This is a genomic window from Bordetella pertussis 18323, from assembly GCF_000306945.1.
Taxonomy (GTDB): domain Bacteria; phylum Pseudomonadota; class Gammaproteobacteria; order Burkholderiales; family Burkholderiaceae_B; genus Bordetella; species Bordetella pertussis.
In genome coordinates this window covers 1,054,088-1,070,718 of the sequence record NC_018518.1, presented here as the reverse complement: position 1 = coordinate 1,070,718, position 16,631 = coordinate 1,054,088, and the positions used below count along the sequence as shown (strand labels likewise).

Genomic DNA, 16,631 nt, shown 5'->3' with positions numbered 1-16,631 from the left:
GACAGGCACCCTAGGTGTGAAGATTCAATAGGTTGTATGCATGGTTCATCCGAACCGGATTTGAGAAACTGGAAATCGCCGATCCCCCAGTTCACTCAAGGAGCCCGGCCGGATGAACACCCATAAGCATGCCCGATTGACCTTCCTACGTCGACTCGAAATGGTCCAGCAATTGATCGCCCATCAAGTTTGTGTGCCTGAAGCGGCCCGCGCCTATGGGGTCACCGCGCCGACTGTGCGCAAATGGCTGGGCCGCTTCCTGGCTCAGGGCCAGGCGGGCTTGGCCGATGCGTCCTCGCGCCCGACGGTCTCGCCCCGAGCGATTGCGCCGGCCAAGGCGCTGGCTATCGTGGAGCTGCGCCGCAAGCGGCTGACCCAAGCGCGCATCGCCCAGGCGCTGGGCGTGTCAGCCAGCACCGTCAGCCGCGTCCTGGCCCGCGCCGGTCTGTCGCACCTGGCCGACCTGGAGCCGGCCGAGCCGGTGGTGCGCTACGAGCATCAGGCCCCCGGCGATCTGCTGCACATCGACATCAAGAAGCTGGGACGTATCCAGCGCCCTGGCCACCGGGTCACGGGCAACCGACGCGATACCGTTGAGGGGGCCGGCTGGGACTTCGTCTTCGTGGCCATCGATGACCACGCCCGCGTGGCCTTCACCGACATCCACCCCGACGAGCGCTTCCCCAGCGCCGTCCAGTTCCTCAAGGACGCAGTGGCCTACTACCAGCGCCTGGGCGTGACCATCCAGCGCTTGCTCACCGACAATGGCTCGGCCTTTCGCAGCCGCGCCTTCGCCGCGCTGTGCCATGAGCTGGGCATCAAGCACCGCTTTACCCGACCTTACCGCCCACAGACCAATGGCAAGGCCGAACGCTTCATCCAGTCGGCCTTGCGTGAGTGGGCTTACGCTCACACCTACCAGAACTCCCAACACCGAGCCGATGCCATGAAATCCTGGCTACACCACTACAACTGGCATCGACCCCACCAAGGCATCGGGCGCGCTGTACCCATCTCCAGACTCAACCTGGACGAATACAACCTATTGACAGTTCACACCTAGGGCACGACCTCGGCCAGCACCTCGTCGCAGGGCCGGCTGACTTTCAGGGCGAGCATGTCGTCGGCGCGGGTGCGGCCCAGGTTGATCGCGGCGATGGGCAGGCCGGCGCGGGCGGCGGCCTGCACGAAGCGATAGCCCGAATACAGCATCAGGGACGAGCCGACCACCAGCACGGCGTCGGCATGCTCCAGCGCGGCGTAGGCGCGCTGCACCCGCTCGCGCGGCACGGTCTCGCCGAAGAACACCACATCGGGCTTGACGATGCCGCCGCACCGCGGACAGGACGGCACGACGAACCGGGAAAAGTCCTGCCCCTCCAGGTCGGCGTTGCCGTCGGGCGCCGCGCCGGCCTGCAGCGCCGCCCATTGCGGGTTGGCCAGTTCCAGCGTGTGCTGCCATGGCCCGCGCGGCCCGCGCCAGTCGCACTGCATGCAACGCACTTCGTCCAGCCTGCCGTGCAGGTCCAGCACTTCGCGGCCGCCGGCGGCCTGGTGCAGCCGGTCGACGTTCTGCGTGACCAGCAGGTCGACCTGGCCGCGCTGCGCCAGGCGCGCCAGCGCATGGTGCGCGGCATTGGGGCGGGCCTGGCCGAAATGACGCCAGCCCACCATGCTGCGCGCCCAATAGCGCGCCCGCGCGGGCTGCCCGCCCATGAACGCCTGGAAGTCGATCGGCGGCTTGCGCTTCCACTGCCCCTGCCCGTCGCGGTAGTCGGGAATGCCGGAGGCAGTGCTGCAGCCGGCGCCGGTCAGGACGAACAGGCGTTCGCTGCCGCCCAGGAACCCCCGCAGCGCCTGCAGGTCGGACATGCGGCTATCCACGCGCGCGCCCCGTCACGGCGCCGCGGCCGCGAGCCGGCGCGCCGGCTCGCGCACCGGCAGGTGCATGGCGGCCGAGAACAGGCCGATGGCGATGGACAGCAGCCACACCGCATCGTACGAGCCCGACAGGTCGAAGATCACGCCGCCCAGCCACACGCCCAGGAAACTACCGACCTGGTGCCCGAGGAACACCACGCCGAACAGCGTGGAAAGCGTGCCCAGGCCGAACAGCTGCGCCACCAGGCCGGTCGTCACCGGCGCGGTGCCCAGCCACAGGAAACCCATCGCGCTGGCGAACAGCAAAGTGGAGAACTGGCTGACCGGCGCCAGGAAATACACCGTGATCACCGCGGTGCGCACCAGGTAGAGAAACGCCAGCACGTATTTCTTGGGATAGCGCTCGCCCATCAGGCCGAAGAAGAACGTACCGGCGATATTGAACAGGCCGACCAGCCCCAGCGCCAGCGCCGCCGTGCCGCCGCCTATGCCCTTGTCGGCCAGATAGGCGGGCAGATGGGTGGCGATGAATGCCAGGTGGAACCCGCAAGCCATGAAACCCAGCCATAGCAGCCAGAGGTCGCGGTTGCCCAGGGCCGCGCGCACGCCGCCGCCGGACTGGGTGGCCGGCGCGGCCGGCGCGGCCGAAGGCTGGCGCGGCGCCTCGCGCAGCAGCCAGGCCAGCGGCGCCATGCAGGCCAGCACCGCCGCGCACAGCCCGAGCGCCCCTTGCCAGCCGAAGGCGCCGATCAGGTACATGCCCAGGGGCAGCATCACGAACTGCCCCAGCGCGCCCATGGCCGAGACCGCGCCCAGCGCCGCCGAGCGGCGCGCGGCCGGCGCCCTGCGGCCCACCACGCCGTTGACCGTCCAGGCCGTGCCCGCCAGGCCCAACCCGACCAGCACGCCGGCCGACAGGGTCAGGCTGAGCCGTCCGTCCGACACCGTGGTCAGCAGCAAGCCCGCCACGTACAGCAAGGCGCCGCCGGCCACCACGCGGGCCGTGCCGTAGCGGTCGGCCAGGTAGCCGGAGAACGGCTGCGCCAGGCCCCAGACGATGTTCTGGATGGCGATGGCGAACGAGAAGGTTTCGCGCGTCAGCCCGAACGACTGCACCAGCGGCAGCTGGTACAGGCCGACACTGTGCCGCTGGCCCAGCGACAGCCCGAGCACGATGCCGGCGGCCAGGATGATGGGCCACAGCGGCGGCGCCGGATTGACGGGGTGAGAATCCGATTTCATTGCGCCTGCTCCGGAAAGCGCGCCCGGCCGCCGGGGCCGGGCAAGCGGGATGGTTGCGCCCTCAGCCGCCCAGGCCGCAGTCGGGCATGTCGTTGATCGCGCCGGCCTGCGTCACGGTGCTGTTCGGCGGCACGCTGTGCGTGAGCCAGACATTGCCGCCGATGGTCGAGCCCTGGCCGATGGTGATGCGGCCCAGGATGGTCGCGCCGGCGTAGATGACCACGTCGTCCTCGATGATGGGATGGCGCGGCAGGCCTTTCTTGAGTTCGCCGTTCTCGCCCGGCGGAAAGCGCTTGGCGCCCAGCGTGACCATCTGGTAGAGCCGCACGCGCTCGCCGATGATGGCCGTTTCGCCGATCACCACGCCCGTGCCGTGATCGATGAAGAAACTGCGCCCGATGGTCGCGCCCGGATGGATGTCGATGCCGGTGTCGGAATGGGCGATCTCGGCGACGATGCGCGCCAGCATCGGCGCGCCCAGCCGGTACAGCACATTGGCCAGGCGGTGGTGGATCATGGCGGTCACGCCCGGATAGCACAGCAGCACTTCGTCGACGCTGCGCGCGGCCGGGTCGCCCTGGTAGGCGGCCGTGACGTCCAGGTCCAGCGCCTTGCGCACCGCCGGCAACTCGGCGCCGAAGCGGCGCACGATGTCGACCGCGCGCTCGAGCACCTGTCCGTAGGGTTGCGGATCGTCGCGTCCGAGGTGCTGCAGCTCCAGGCAGACCTGGTGCAGCAGCGCGTCCAGCGCGGCGCCGATGGTGTGGCCGACGTAGAAATCCTCGACCTCTTCGCGCAGGTCGATGGGGCCCAGGCGCATGGGAAACAGCGCGCCGAACAGTTGCCGCATGATGTCGCGCAGGCTTTCCTGGGAAGGAAACTCGCGCACGCCCGACTCGGACTCCTCGCGCAGGCGGCCGCGCGGGCCGCGCCACTCCTGGCGCGCGCCGCGCAGGCCGGAGACGATGCCGTCGAGGTTCCAGTTGGCGACGGGATAATGGGAAGAACCGCTCATGCGCGCGACTCCGGCGTGGCGGTGAGGACGGCCGCCGGGGCCGTCACACAGAACAGATGAAACATGGCGTAGCCTCGTTGATGATGCCGCGCGGCGCCGCCCGGCGCCGCCGTTGCATCAACTGTAACCGCTCGCCGTCGTTTGCGCGCGGCGGCCGATACGCCAACAGGGTTTAGGGCCGGCTATGCCGTGCGGCCGGCCGCCGCGCCCGCGCCGCCCTGCTCGCGATAGCGGTCGATCCAGAACGCCGTGGACGAATCGTGGCCCCAGTCGACCGGCCCGGCCTCCGGCGGCACCGCCAATTGGCGTGCGATGTCCTGCGCCAGCCGCTGACAGGCCTGGGCCTCGTCGGCGCCGCCCAGGGCGGCGCCCCACAGCGCCGCCTGCACGAACGCCTTGTGCTCGTACAGCGCCAGCAAGGCCCCGACGGCGCGCGGGTCGACCTGCCTGAGCACGACCAGCGTCGAAGGCCGGCCGCCGCCGGCAGCCGGCTGGCCCGGCCCGGCGGGCAGGCCGCGCAGCAGCGCCTCGCGCTGCGCCAGGCAATTGGCCAGCAGGGCGCGGTGGGCCGGCGGGCTGGCCGGGTATTCGTCCAGGCCGGCGATGAAATCCACCGGAGCGCCGGCCGGCGCCCGATGCAGCCACTCGAAGAACGCGCCCGGTCCGGGCGCGCCGGCCGGGCTCCAGACCACGGGATAGGCGGGCAGGCTGGCCGGCGCGCGGCCCGCCAAGGTCATTTCCAGCTGCTGCACGCAAGCCGGCAGCGCCGCCAGGCGGGCGCTGTACACCGCCAGCGCGTGGGTCGGCCAGTGCATGGCGCTGGTGTTGGCCACCGCGGCCAGCGCCATCTGCATCGGCGCGTTGACCGCCGGCGCGGCCTGCAGGAAATGCTGGTCCATGGCGGCGGCGCCGCTGCGCAGCGCCTTGAGCATGTCGACGCCGAGCGCCAGCGCCACCGGCAGCGCGCCCACCGACCAGAGCTCGTGGCGCGGCTGCAGCCAGGACGGCAAGCGGAAGACCCGCGCGGCCGCCACGCCCAGCGCGCGCGCCGCCGACTCGTTGCCGGTGACGGCCACCAGGTGCGCCGAGACATCGTCGATACCGGCGCGGCGCAGCCAGTCTATGGCCGCGCGCGCGTTGTCCAGCGTCTCGGACGGTTCGAAACCGCGGCTGGCCGCCACCACCAGGGTACGGCGCGGGTCCAGCCCCGCCAGCGCCTCGTGCAGCGCCGCTGCGTCGCCGCCGCTGACCAGGCGCAACTGGCGGCGCTGCGCCGGCCCGCCGAAGGCCTGCAGCGCCAGCCGCAAGGCCCATTGCCCCGCCCCCCCGCCGAGATACAGCACCGCTGGGTAGGCGCCGCCGCGATCGAGTTCGCGCACGAACTCCAGCATGCGCGCGTATTCGATCTCGACCTCGATGTCGCACTGCTCTTCCGGATGGGCGCCGTAGCCCGCGCGCAGCACCGGATAGCGGCCATGCGCGGCATCCTGGGCGCCCGGCGCGAACAACGCGGCGCGCGCGCCCAGCACGTCGCGCGCCTGCAGCAGCGCCAGGCCGGCCTGGGCCAGCGCGCTGCTGTGGCGTTGCATGCTCAGGTCCACATAAATGCCCGCCGCCTCGATGACGCGCTGCGGGCGCGCCACCAGCGGCGCGCCGGCCGCCGCCGCGGCGAACACGCGCCACTGCGGGCTTTGCGCCGAAAGCTGGAGGTCCGCGGCAGGGATGACTGCATGGGGTTGGGCGTTTTCCGGCATGCGAGCCTCTCAGAAGGTAATGGACAGATGCGACGCGATGCGCGCCAGTTCGCGCCGGAACTCGGCCTGGATGCGCGCCAGCGCGGCGGCCGTGTCGCCTTCGAAGCGCAGCGCCAGGACCGCGGCGCCGCATGCCTGGCGGACCAGGCCGAAGCCGTCGTCGTAGTCCACGCGCACGCCGTCCAGGTACGTGATGCGCCGCGCGCCAGGGAAGCCGCCGCGCACCTGCATGGCCGCCAGGATGGCCTGCAGGTCCGCCTCGGGCAGCGCCACCCGCGTCTCGGGCGCCGTGAACGACGCCGGCGCCTGCGTCAGCAACGCCGTCGCATCGGCCACGCCCGAGAGCAGCTCCAGCACGCGCGCGGCCGCATAGATCGCATCGTCGAAGCCGTACCAGCGGTCCTTGAAATACAGGCGCCCGCTCATTTCGCCGGCCAGCAGCGCGCCGGTCTCCTGCATGCGCGCCTTGATCTGCCCCGGCCCGGATTTCCAGATCAGCGGCTCGCCGCCCGCCTGCTCGATGCCGCGCGGGGCCAGGCGGCCGCACTTGACGTCGTAGATCACCGATGCGCCCGGGCGCCGCGCCAACACGTCGCGCGCCAGCAGCACCAGCAGCCGATCGGCCCAGATGATTTCGCCGCTCTTGGACACCACCGCCAGGCGGTCGCCGTCGCCGTCGAACGCCAGGCCCACTTCGCAGTCCGAATAGCGCAGGCAATAGATCAGGTCCTGCAGGTTGCGCGGGTCGCCCGGGTTGGCGGGATGGTCGGCCGGCCCCGGGTCGCCGTCGGCGAACAGCGCCGTCACCTCGCAGCCCAGCTCGCGCAGCAGGTCCGGCGCATACAGGCTGGTGACGCCGTGGCCGCAGTCCAGCGCCACCTTGAGCGGGCGGCGCAGCCGGATGTCGGACAACAACCGCGCCTGATAGCAGGGCAGCACGGCCAGCTGCCGGCGCGCGCCCGGCGACTCGGCCGCGTCGACGGCGCCGTCGGCCTCGATCATGGCCTCGCGCAACTCGCCCAGTCCGGCGCCGTACAGCGCGGCGCCATGCATCATGATCTTGAAACTGCTGTGGGCCTGCCCGTCGCGCCGGCCTGTCACGGCCACGCCCGCGCCGGTCTCGGTCAGGCGGGTGGCGTAGTACATCATGGGCGTGGTGACCCGCCCGATGTCGATGACGTGCGTGCCGGCGGCGCGTATGCCCGCCTGCAGCGCCGCCGCCAGCGCGACGCTGCTCAACGTGGCGTCGCGCCCGACCACCACCGCGCCCGCATGCGTGGCCACGGCGCGCCGTCCGAGCGTCAGGCCGAGCGCGTGGGCGAATCCGGCATCGATCTCCTCGCCTGTGCGGCCGCGGATATCGTAGGGCCCGAAGACCCCGGCGCCGGTTCGCGAGCCGTCCCAGTCGAAAGATCCGTGCATGGTGGGCGTATCCATAAAGATTTCGCGCGAATAATGGCCGTCGCCGGTTCAGGCGCGCCAGCGGCGGTAGCCGCATTGCACCGTGTTTTGCCGTCCCCGCCTCTCCGGCAGACGGACTACGCCGGCGGATCCGCCGGGCCGGTATCCTTGTCCTCGCGCAGGCCTGGCACCAGCCCCAGGCTGACGGCGGCATAGGCGGCCGCGGCCTGGTTGCGCGCGTTCAGCTTCCAGTACAGCGTGCGCGCATGGCTCTTGACGGTGGCCACGGACGTGCCGACCTCGCGGCTGATCTCGCGCATGGTCTTGCCTTGCACCATCAAGCGCAGTATCTGTTCCTGCCGCTGGGTCAGCTGCATGGCGCCGCGCACCGGCGTCGCGCTGGCCTGCACCGGCAGCGGGTAGCATTGGCCGCCGGCCATCACCAGGCTGATCGCCGCGCCCAGCGCGTCGGGGCTGAGCGACTTGGCCACATAGCCCGCCACGCCGGCGCGCGCGGCCGCCGTGAGCACCGCCAGATCGAGTTCGAGGTACAGCAGCAGCATGTTGCGCGGCGCCAGCGTCGCGATAACGCGCGTGAGCATCAGCTGGTCGTGCTCGCTCACGCCCGAACAGCCCAGGATCGCCAGTTCCGGCGGCCGCTCGACGCTGCTCGCCACGGCCTCCAGTTCGGCGGACGCGAGCGCCCGTACCTGTCCGGCGCCGCGCCCATGCTCCAGCACGTGCTGGATGGCGATTCGCAACAACGCATAGTCTTCGATGAGAACGGTCGTCATGCGCACGGGCCTTTAGCGGCGAGTCCGGGTTGGACCCGCGCATGCCCATGCGCACCTGCGATACGACGTATGCATGGTCGAGGCCGACGGCCTGCGGGCGCTTGCGCGGGAATCTCCATCTGTCACCCGCGCCACGCGTGGCACCCCGCTGCCGGGGCCACGCAGGCGTGTGTATGCAGATGAGATTCATGCTATCAGCGGCAACCATGCATGCCTCTCCTTCAGGAGAATGAATGAGCCCTATCTTTTGGCCGGGAGGATGGCTACCGGTCGACAGCCACTCGCGTGACGGCGGCCGGCGCGCCTACCCTAGCGGCAGACATAGGTCGGTCGCTCGACTTCGCGCGCGCCGGCCTCGGCCCACTCCAGCGTCGCCCCGCGCTGCAACGCCGTATAGACCGCCTCGCCCTTGTTCTTCACATGCAGGCGCTGATACAGCGTGCATGCATGGGTCTTGGCGGTCGCCACGGAAATATTGAGCATGCGGCTGACTGTCTTGATCGGGTAGCCTCGCGCCAGCAGCACCAGCACCTCGTACTGGCGCGGCGTGATCTGCAGCAACTGGGCGCCGGTCGAGATCGGCATGGTGGGTTTGACGCCGTCATTGGTGACGCGCATGGCCGAGGGATAGCCCGCCGCGATGGCAGGCTGCAGGGCCTGCTCGCCGGGGAAGCACTGGCCGCCCGCCATCACCAGGCGGATGGCCGCTTCAAGCACCTCCACCGGCGCGGTTTTGGGCAGGCAGCCGCAGACCGCATTGACCGGCAGCGCCTGCATTGGAATCGGCAAAGGCATGGTGTCGCTCAGCAACAGGATCCGCTTGGGCGACAGCACACTCTGGATTTCACTCAGCGCACCCACTGCCAGGTCCGGGTCGGTTGGCAGGCCGTATATCAGCAAGTCGGCCTCCGACTGCGTGGCGTCCGCCTTGGACAGATCCGCCACCCCCATTCCCTGTATTTCCCAAATGTCGTCGAGCTCGCTCAGGATTTGCCAAAGACCGAGTCGCAACAGTGGGTGCGCTTCAATGAGTACCATTTTGGCCATGGTTTCCTCACTCTTGTTCTTCCACATGAACGGAACCTTCGCTGCACTGAAGGCTGCCCTGCCATCTGCCGCCGACCCCGAATATTGCATCGCACCAATGATGCACACTCTCTACTTCAACCGGCTTACTTCCGCCAGCCATTCGGCAAATGGCATGAAATCATAATATTTGTCGGATTTGGTAAAAGCAAGCAGGCTTACGCCGAATTAATCCCAGAAAAACCATGTCGTCCGGAAGAACTAAACACTAGGGTCGACCCTGATCGCAGCCCTCATCCCATCCTTTCCACATCTCGAAGAAAGCCTCCACACCGCCTGGAAAGCCGCATGGAGCAACGATTCTATTCCCTTTATGGGTCATGGGCCCGCGCACGGCCCGTCTTGGCGGGAGAGAAACAGCGCAATCCGCAGAAATAATAAGAAATATATTTCCGTACTCGCCAAAAGATATCATGCGCTTATTCAAGCCAGATCAGGCAAATAACTTTGTTATAAAAAAACCGTAGCCCTCCAGGCAGTATTCCAGGCATTACGCCGGCCGGCCGGCACGGCCCGCCAACCCCCTGCTGGCGAGGGAATCCCCTTGGCGAACTCGGCGCCCGCGGCCGCCGGCCGGCGTGGTCCGGACACACCTCGTGTGCCGAATTTACCGGCCGTTTCTCCTGTCGCCACGGCCTTCCGATTTACCGGAAATGCGCGCCATGATTATTGCCTCGGATATAAAAATGACTTCCCGGTTGCAGAAAATAAATCCGTTCTTTTTCGTCGCGCGGACTACCGCCTTGGTATACAACCGGTGTCCTTCCTGGCCAGGCCGGTGCATCTGCCCCAGGCGCAGCCTGGCTTTCCGGGGTGGCGCGGCGCGCTGGGCGAGATAATAAAATGGTGTACGCCGGCCAGGTCGACGATATGGGTTTCCGATCCTTGTATACAAAATAATTACAAAACAATTCCGCGCCGCGAGAGACAGGGGTCTCATAAATAGAGGGTTGAAACAGTATTTGCCTCATACCGATGTTGCGTTGCAAAAATATTATTTCCGGCTACTGCCGCCGGCATCAGCCGCGCCCGCCCCTTCCCTCGTCCATGGCCATTCCTAGGGTCTACCCTATCCGGGATAGCCTCTAGGCCTTTTGCCGCGTTCCGCTCCCTATAATCAATTCAAACGAACGTATGAATCAGGGCGCCATGAACGAACTGAAATCCACTTCCACGCGCGAGATCATTCTCGAAACCGCCGAGCAGCTGTTCGCGCAACAAGGCCACGACGGCACGTCGATGCGGCAGATCACCAGCGCGGCAGGCGTCAACCTGGCGGCGGTCAATTACCACTTCGGCTCCAAGGAGGCGCTGGTCCAGGCCGTGCTCAAGCGCAGGCTGGAGGAGGTCAACCGCGAACGCCTGCGCCTGCTCGACGAACTCGAGGCCGCCGCCGGCGGCGCCCCGCTCAAGCCGTCGCAGATCGTCGATGCCTTCTTCGGCACCCTGCTGCGCCTGGCCGCCAGCCCCGACCACGCGGGCAAGTCCTTCCTGCCCCTGCTCGAACGCACCATGACCGACCCCAGCGGCTTCATCCGGACGCTGTTCGCCGAGGAGTACGCCGACGTCATGGAGCGCTACAAGAACGCGCTGTTCGCAGCGCTGCCGGGCGTGCCGCGCGCCGAAATCATGTGGCGCTTCCAGTTCATGCTGGGCGCCACCTCGTACGCCATCATGGGCACCGACACCCTGCGTTTCGTGACCGGCTGGACATTCGACCAGGCCGAACCGCCCGACAACCCGCATTGGCTGCTGCCCCGCCTGCTCAGCTTCCTGCTGGGCGGGCTGCGGGCGCCCCTGCCCGAATTGCCTTAGGCCCATTTCTTGCGGAGGCTGGAGCATGAACGCTGTACTGGTCGTGTTGTCGGGCGCGGCGCTGCTGGCCGCGGCGCTGCTGGGCATCGGACCGCTGCGGCGCGCCCTGCTGAGCCGCCCCATCCTGGCGGCCTACCGCAAGGTGCTGCCCGCCATGTCCGACACGGAACGCGAGGCCCTGGAGGCCGGCACCGTGTGGTGGGAAGGCGAATTGTTCGGCGGCCGCCCGGATTGGCGCAAGCTGCTGGACTGTCCGCGTCCGGTCCTGAGCGCGGCCGAACAGCGCTTTCTCGACCACGAGACCGAACAGGCGTGCCGCCTGGTCGATGACTGGCAGATCACCCACGAGCGTTTCGATCTGCCGCCGCAGGTATGGGCCTACATCAGGGAACAGGGTTTCCTGGGCATGATCATTCCGAAGGAATACGGCGGCCTGGGCTTCTGCGCCCATGCGCATTCGGCGATCGTCACCAAGCTGTCGACGCGCTCGTCGGCGCTGGCGGTGTCGGTCATGGTGCCCAACTCGCTAGGGCCGGCCGAACTGTTGCTGCACTACGGCACCGAGGCGCAGAAGCGCCACTACCTGCCGCGCCTGGCGCGCGGCGAGGAAATACCGGCCTTCGCGCTCACCAGCCCGTGGGCCGGCTCGGACGCGGCCGCCATTCCCGACCACGGCACGGTCTGCAAGGGCCAGTGGCAAGGCCAGGAAGTCCTGGGCATGCGCGTCACCTGGGACAAGCGCTACATCACGCTGGCGCCCGTCTGCACGCTGCTGGGGCTGGCGTTTCGCCTGTACGACCCGGACGGCCTGCTGGGCGGGCGCAAGGATCTCGGCATCACCTGCGCACTGGTGCCGCACGATCATCCCGGCGTCGACACCGGCCGGCGCCATTTTCCGCTCAACGCGATGTTCATGAACGGCCCCACCCGCGGCACGGACGTATTCATGCCGCTGGAATTCATCATCGGCGGGCCGGCCATGGCCGGCCAGGGCTGGCGCATGCTGATGGAATGCCTGGCGGCGGGCCGCTCGATCTCGCTGCCGTCGTCCAACGCAGGCATGGCCCAGCTGACCGCGCGCGCCGTGGGCGCCTATGCGCGGGTGCGCAGCCAGTTCCGCATGCCGGTGGGCAGATTCGAAGGCGTGGAGGAGGCGCTGGCGCGCATCGGCGGCCACTCCTACCTGATGGACGCGGCGCGCGTCATGACGGCCGGCGCCGTGGACCTGGGCGAAAAGCCCGCCGTGGCATCGGCCATCGTCAAATACCACGTCACCGAACGCGCCCGCCAGGTGGTCAACGACGGCATGGATATCATCGGCGGCAAGGGCATCTGCCTGGGTCCGTCGAACTTCCTGGGCCGCGCCTACCAGCAACTGCCGATCGGCATCACGGTGGAAGGCGCCAACATTCTCACGCGCAGCCTGATCATCTTCGGCCAGGGCGCGATCCGCTGCCATCCCTACGTGCTGGCCGAAATGCGCGCGGCGCAGGACCCCGACGCCGCGCGCGGCCTGCGCGAATTCGACCGCGCGCTGTGGGGCCATGCCCGCCACGTGGCCGGCAACGCGCTGCGGGCGCTGGGCGGCGCGCTGAGCGGCGCGCGGCTGGGCCGCGCCCCGCGCGCGGCGGCGCCTTCGATGCACGCCTACTATCGCGCGCTGTCGCGCTACAGCAGCGCCTTCGCGCTGCTGGCCGACGCCTGCATGCTGGCGCTGGGCGGCAGCCTGAAGCGGCGCGAGCGGCTGTCGGCGCGGCTGGGCGACATCCTGGCGCAGATGTACCTGGCCAGCGCGGCGCTCAAGCGTTTCGAGGACGACGGCCGCCAGGCCGAGGACGAGCCCCTGGCGCATTGGGCCGTGCGCGACGCGCTGTACCGGCTGCAGCAGGCCTTCGAAGGCGTGCTGGACAATCTGCCCAACCGGTTGGTGGCCTGGACGATGCGACGTATCATCTTCCCATGGGGACATCCCCAGGCCGAGCCGGACGACAGGCTGGGCCAGGCGGTGGCGCAGTTGCTGATCGCCCCCGGCGCGGCGCGCGACCGCCTGACCGCCAGCTGCTTCATCCCCGCCAATGAGAACGAGCCGGTGGGCGCGCTGGAACAGGCCCTGGCGGCGGCGATCGCGGCCGAACCCCTCGAGGCGCGCATCCGCGCCGCCGAGAAATCCGGCGACCTCGAGGGCGATCCGCGCGCCAATGTGCGCGACATCGCCCAGGCCGCCCACGCCGCCGGCGTGCTCGACGAGGACGATTATCGCCTCATCGAACGACGCAACCGCTTGCGCGACCGCGTCATCGGCGTGGACGATTTTCCCTTCGATTACGGCATTACCGGCGCACTCAGGCCGGCGGCGCGACGCCAGGCGGCATAAGGAGCGACAGGCATGCGTTTTCAACCGGTATACATCGTCGACGGCACGCGCAGCCCCTTCCTGAAGGCGCGCAACGGCCCCGGACCGTTCTCGGCCGCCGACCTGGCCGTGCAGGCCGGCCGCGCCCTGCTACTGCGCCAGCCTTTCGCCCCCACCGACCTGGACGAAGTCATCGTCGGCTGCGCGGCGCCCTCCCCCGACGAAGTCAATATCGGCCGCGTCATCGCCCTGCGGCTGGGCTGCGGCAACCGCGTGCCCGGCTGGACGGTGATGCGCAATTGCGCCTCCGGCATGCAGGCCCTCGATTCGGCCATCGCCAATCTGCAGCTGGGCCGCAGCAGCCTGGTGCTGGCCGGCGGCACCGACGCGCTGTCGCGCGCGCCGCTGCTGTTCTCCGACGACATGGTCAAGTGGCTGGCGCGCTGGTATGGCGCGCGCGGCCTGGGCGCCCGGCTGCGCGCGCTCGGCGCGCTGCGCCTGCGCTACCTGGCGCCGGTCATCGGCCTGCTCAAGGGCCTGACCGATCCGGTGGTGGGCCTGTCGATGGGACAGACGGCCGAGAACCTGGCCACCCGCTTCGGCATCGACCGCGCCGCCATGGACGCCTACGCGGCGCGCAGCCATCTGCGCGTGCTGACCGCGCGCGAAGCCGGCCGGCTGGGCGAGATCGTGCCGCTGGCCGATACGCGCGGCGCCGTCTACCCCGACGACGATGGCGTGCGCGACGACTCCACCCCGCAACGCCTGGCGCGCCTGCGCCCGGCGTTCGACAAGCCGTGGGGCAACATCACGGCCGGCAACAGCTCGCAGGTCACCGACGGCGCGGCCATGCTGCTGCTGGCCTCGGAGGCCGCGGTCCGCAAATGGGGGCTGCGCCCGCTGGGGCGCATCCTCGACAGCCAGTGGGCCGGCCTGGATCCGGCCCAGATGGGCCTGGGGCCGGTGCACGCGGCCACGCCCATCATGCAGCGGCATGGCCTGGGCCTGCACGACCTGGACCTGTGGGAAATCAACGAAGCCTTCGCCGCGCAGGTGCTGGCCTGCCTGGCGGCCTGGGACGACGAGGCCTATTGCCGCGAACACTTCGGCACCGGAGCCTGGGGCCGCCTGGACCAGGACCGCCTGAACGTGGACGGCGGCGCCATCGCGCTGGGCCATCCGGTGGGCGCCTCGGGCGCGCGCATCGTGCTGCACCTGCTGCAGGCCCTGAAGGCGCGCGGCATGCGCCACGGCATGGCCGCCATCTGCATCGGCGGCGGCCAGGGCGGGGCCATGCTGGTCGAAAACCTCGAGGAGCGCGCATGAACACGCCCGACCTGGCCTACACCCACTGGCGCCTGCACCGTGAAGCCGACGGCCTGGCATGGCTGGCGCTGGCGCGCGCCGACGCCGCCGCAAACTCGCTGTCGGCCGAGGTCATGGCCGAACTCGCCGCGGTGCTCGACGCCCTGCAGGCCCAGCCGCCCAAGGGGCTGGTCATTCTCTCGGGCAAGGAGAACGGCTTCATCGTCGGCGCCGACATCAACGAATTCGGCGCGCTGCAGACGCCGCAGCAGGCGCGCGAACTGGTCGCGCGCGGCTGGCAGCTGTTCAACCGGCTGGCGGCGACGCCGTACCCCACGCTGGCGCTGATACGCGGCCACTGCCTGGGCGGCGGCCTGGAACTGGCGCTGGCCTGCCGCTACCGCATCGCCGCCGACGACGCCGACACCGCGCTGGGGCTGCCGGAAGCCATGCTGGGCATTTTCCCCGGCTGGGGCGGCATGCGGCGCCTGCCGGCGCTGATCGGCGCGCCGGCCGCGCTGGACATGATGCTGACCGGACGCCGGGTCGACGCGCGCCGCGCCGCGACGCTGGGCCTGGTCGACGCGCGCGTGCCGCCGCGGCTGCTGCAGGCCGCCGCCCGCGCCACCGTGCTGTCGGGCCGAGCGCCGCGCCGCGCGCGCGGCCTGCCGGCCTGGCTAAACCGCTGGCCGCTCAAGGCGCTGGCGGCGCGCCGCGCGCGCCAGGGCGTGGCCGCCAAGGATCCGCAGGGCCACTACCCCGCTCCGCGCGCCATCATCGACATCTGGGCCCGCCACGGCGGCAATGCCCTGCATGCGCCCGACCTGATAGACGGCATCCTCGCTTCGGACACGGCGCGCCAGCTGCTGCGCGTGTTCCGCCTGCAGGAACGGCTCAAGGGCTACGGCAAGGCCGCCGTCGACGCGCCCGTGCGGCGCGTGCACGTGGTGGGCGCCGGCGTCATGGGCGGCGATATCGCCGCCTGGTGCGCCTACCGCGGGTTGACCGTCACGCTGCAGGACCAGGACATGGCACGCATCGCGCCGGCGCTGGCGCGCGCCGGCGCCTTCTTCGCCCGCAAGCTGAAGGACCGGCGCGCCGCGCGCGCCGCCTTCGACCGCCTGGTTCCCGACCCCCAGGGCGATGGCGTGGCGCAAGCCGACCTGGTCATCGAGGCCATCAGCGAGAACGCCCAGGCCAAGCAGGCCCTCTACCGCCAGCTCGAACCGCGCCTGAAACCGGGCGCCCTGCTGGCCACCAATACCTCCAGCCTGTCGCTGGCCGGGCTGGCCCAGGTCCTCGACCAGCCGCAGCGGCTGGTCGGCATCCATTTCTTCAACCCGGTGGCGCGCATGCCGCTGGTCGAAGTCGTGCTCGCCGCCGACGGCGATCCGCGCGCGCTGGCGCGGGCCTGCGCCTTCGTCGGCCGCATCGGCAAGCTGCCGCTGCCCGTGCGCGACGCGCCGGGTTTCCTGGTCAATGCAGTGCTGGCGCCCTACATGCTGGAAGCGATGCGCTGCGTCGACGAGGGCATGGCGCCGGCGGCCATCGACGCCGCCATGGCCGCCTTCGGCATGCCGATGGGGCCGCTCGAACTGGCCGACACCGTCGGGCTGGACATCGCGGCGGCCGCCGGCGCCCAGCTCACCGGCGAGCAAGCGCCGCCGCGCTGCCTGGCCGAACGCCTGGCGCGCAAGGAACTGGGCCGCAAGAGCGGCCGCGGCTTTTATGCCTGGCGCGACGGCAAGGTGGTCAAGCCGGCCGCGCGCGGCGTACCGCCAGGGCTGGTCAACCGCCTGCTCCAGCCCCTGATCGACAGCGCCCGCGAGTGCGTCGCCGCCGGCGTGGTGGCCGATGCGGACCTGGCCGACGCTGGCGCGATTTTCGGCACGGGCTTTGCCCCCTACACGGGCGGCCCGCTGCAATACGCAAGTCAACGAGAAGCCGTCCAGCGGCCTTAGCACGGCGAACCAAGAGCGGAAAGC

The 16,631-nt window shown here is 69.8% G+C and carries 12 protein-coding genes; 5 read left to right on the top strand and 7 right to left on the bottom strand.

Going from position 1 to position 16,631, the window contains the following annotated elements:
- Positions 1 to 112 precede the first annotated feature (112 nt).
- On the top strand, positions 113 to 1,063 hold the full coding sequence (locus BN118_RS05065) for an IS481-like element IS481 family transposase (protein WP_005013747.1): 951 nt from the start codon (positions 113 to 115) through the stop codon (positions 1,061 to 1,063).
- Here the strand turns inward: BN118_RS05065 and BN118_RS05060 are convergent.
- The 7 genes from BN118_RS05060 to BN118_RS05030 all read right to left on the bottom strand — a co-directional run bounded on the left by BN118_RS05060 (position 1,060) and on the right by BN118_RS05030 (position 9,161).
- Positions 1,060 to 1,884, bottom strand: a complete 825-nt coding sequence (locus BN118_RS05060; protein WP_010930667.1) for an NAD-dependent protein deacetylase — start codon at positions 1,882 to 1,884, stop codon at positions 1,060 to 1,062. The genes BN118_RS05065 and BN118_RS05060 overlap by 4 nt on opposite strands.
- A gap of 12 nt (positions 1,885 to 1,896) precedes the next feature.
- Entirely contained in the window at positions 1,897 to 3,123 is a 1,227-nt protein-coding gene (locus BN118_RS05055) for an MFS transporter (protein ID WP_010930666.1), read from the bottom strand.
- 61 nt (positions 3,124 to 3,184) lie between these two features.
- Positions 3,185 to 4,138, bottom strand: a complete 954-nt coding sequence (gene epsC, locus BN118_RS05050; RefSeq protein ID WP_003810126.1) for a serine O-acetyltransferase EpsC — start codon at positions 4,136 to 4,138, stop codon at positions 3,185 to 3,187.
- A 182-nt stretch (positions 4,139 to 4,320) separates the two neighbouring features.
- Positions 4,321 to 5,892 (bottom strand): glucose-6-phosphate isomerase, encoded by a 1,572-nt coding sequence (locus tag BN118_RS05045; RefSeq protein ID WP_014905586.1) that lies wholly within the window; start codon positions 5,890 to 5,892, stop codon positions 4,321 to 4,323.
- Between the two features lie 9 nt (positions 5,893 to 5,901).
- Positions 5,902 to 7,329, bottom strand: coding sequence for a phosphomannomutase/phosphoglucomutase (locus tag BN118_RS05040; RefSeq protein ID WP_010930663.1), 1,428 nt, complete (start codon positions 7,327 to 7,329; stop codon positions 5,902 to 5,904).
- 101 nt (positions 7,330 to 7,430) lie between these two features.
- Positions 7,431 to 8,087: a response regulator transcription factor gene (locus tag BN118_RS05035; RefSeq protein WP_023853578.1), complete on the bottom strand. Its 657-nt coding sequence runs from the start codon at positions 8,085 to 8,087 to the stop codon at positions 7,431 to 7,433.
- 309 nt (positions 8,088 to 8,396) lie between these two features.
- Entirely contained in the window at positions 8,397 to 9,161 is a 765-nt protein-coding gene (locus tag BN118_RS05030; protein ID WP_003820186.1) for a response regulator transcription factor, read from the bottom strand.
- Positions 9,162 to 10,322: 1,161 nt separating this feature from the next.
- Here BN118_RS05030 and BN118_RS05025 point away from each other — a divergent pair.
- The 4 genes from BN118_RS05025 to BN118_RS05010 are packed head-to-tail and all read left to right on the top strand — an operon-like array spanning position 10,323 to position 16,607.
- On the top strand, positions 10,323 to 10,988 hold the full coding sequence (locus BN118_RS05025) for a TetR/AcrR family transcriptional regulator (RefSeq protein WP_014905585.1): 666 nt from the start codon (positions 10,323 to 10,325) through the stop codon (positions 10,986 to 10,988).
- 25 nt (positions 10,989 to 11,013) lie between these two features.
- Complete coding sequence (locus BN118_RS05020) at positions 11,014 to 13,362, top strand: acyl-CoA dehydrogenase (protein ID WP_014905584.1); 2,349 nt, start codon at positions 11,014 to 11,016, stop codon at positions 13,360 to 13,362.
- 12 nt (positions 13,363 to 13,374) lie between these two features.
- Positions 13,375 to 14,667 (top strand): acetyl-CoA C-acetyltransferase, encoded by a 1,293-nt coding sequence (locus BN118_RS05015; protein ID WP_014905583.1) that lies wholly within the window; start codon positions 13,375 to 13,377, stop codon positions 14,665 to 14,667.
- Positions 14,664 to 16,607, top strand: a complete 1,944-nt coding sequence (locus BN118_RS05010; protein WP_014905582.1) for a 3-hydroxyacyl-CoA dehydrogenase NAD-binding domain-containing protein — start codon at positions 14,664 to 14,666, stop codon at positions 16,605 to 16,607. The genes BN118_RS05015 and BN118_RS05010 overlap by 4 nt, the downstream gene beginning before the upstream one ends.
- Positions 16,608 to 16,631 lie beyond the last annotated feature (24 nt).

Bases quoted from the DNA above. Each gene is read 5' to 3' on its own strand.
- BN118_RS05065 (WP_005013747.1), top strand. From the start codon at position 113: ATGAACACCCATAAGCATGCCCGATTGACCTTCCTACGTCGACTCGAA.
- BN118_RS05055 (WP_010930666.1), bottom strand. From the start codon at position 3,123: ATGAAATCGGATTCTCACCCCGTCAATCCGGCGCCGCCGCTGTGGCCC.
- epsC (WP_003810126.1), bottom strand. From the start codon at position 4,138: ATGAGCGGTTCTTCCCATTATCCCGTCGCCAACTGGAACCTCGACGGC.
- BN118_RS05045 (WP_014905586.1), bottom strand. From the start codon at position 5,892: ATGCCGGAAAACGCCCAACCCCATGCAGTCATCCCTGCCGCGGACCTC.
- BN118_RS05040 (WP_010930663.1), bottom strand. From the start codon at position 7,329: ATGGATACGCCCACCATGCACGGATCTTTCGACTGGGACGGCTCGCGA.
- BN118_RS05035 (WP_023853578.1), bottom strand. From the start codon at position 8,087: ATGACGACCGTTCTCATCGAAGACTATGCGTTGTTGCGAATCGCCATC.
- BN118_RS05030 (WP_003820186.1), bottom strand. From the start codon at position 9,161: ATGTGGAAGAACAAGAGTGAGGAAACCATGGCCAAAATGGTACTCATT.
- BN118_RS05025 (WP_014905585.1), top strand. From the start codon at position 10,323: ATGAACGAACTGAAATCCACTTCCACGCGCGAGATCATTCTCGAAACC.
- BN118_RS05020 (WP_014905584.1), top strand. From the start codon at position 11,014: ATGAACGCTGTACTGGTCGTGTTGTCGGGCGCGGCGCTGCTGGCCGCG.
- BN118_RS05015 (WP_014905583.1), top strand. From the start codon at position 13,375: ATGCGTTTTCAACCGGTATACATCGTCGACGGCACGCGCAGCCCCTTC.
- BN118_RS05010 (WP_014905582.1), top strand. From the start codon at position 14,664: ATGAACACGCCCGACCTGGCCTACACCCACTGGCGCCTGCACCGTGAA.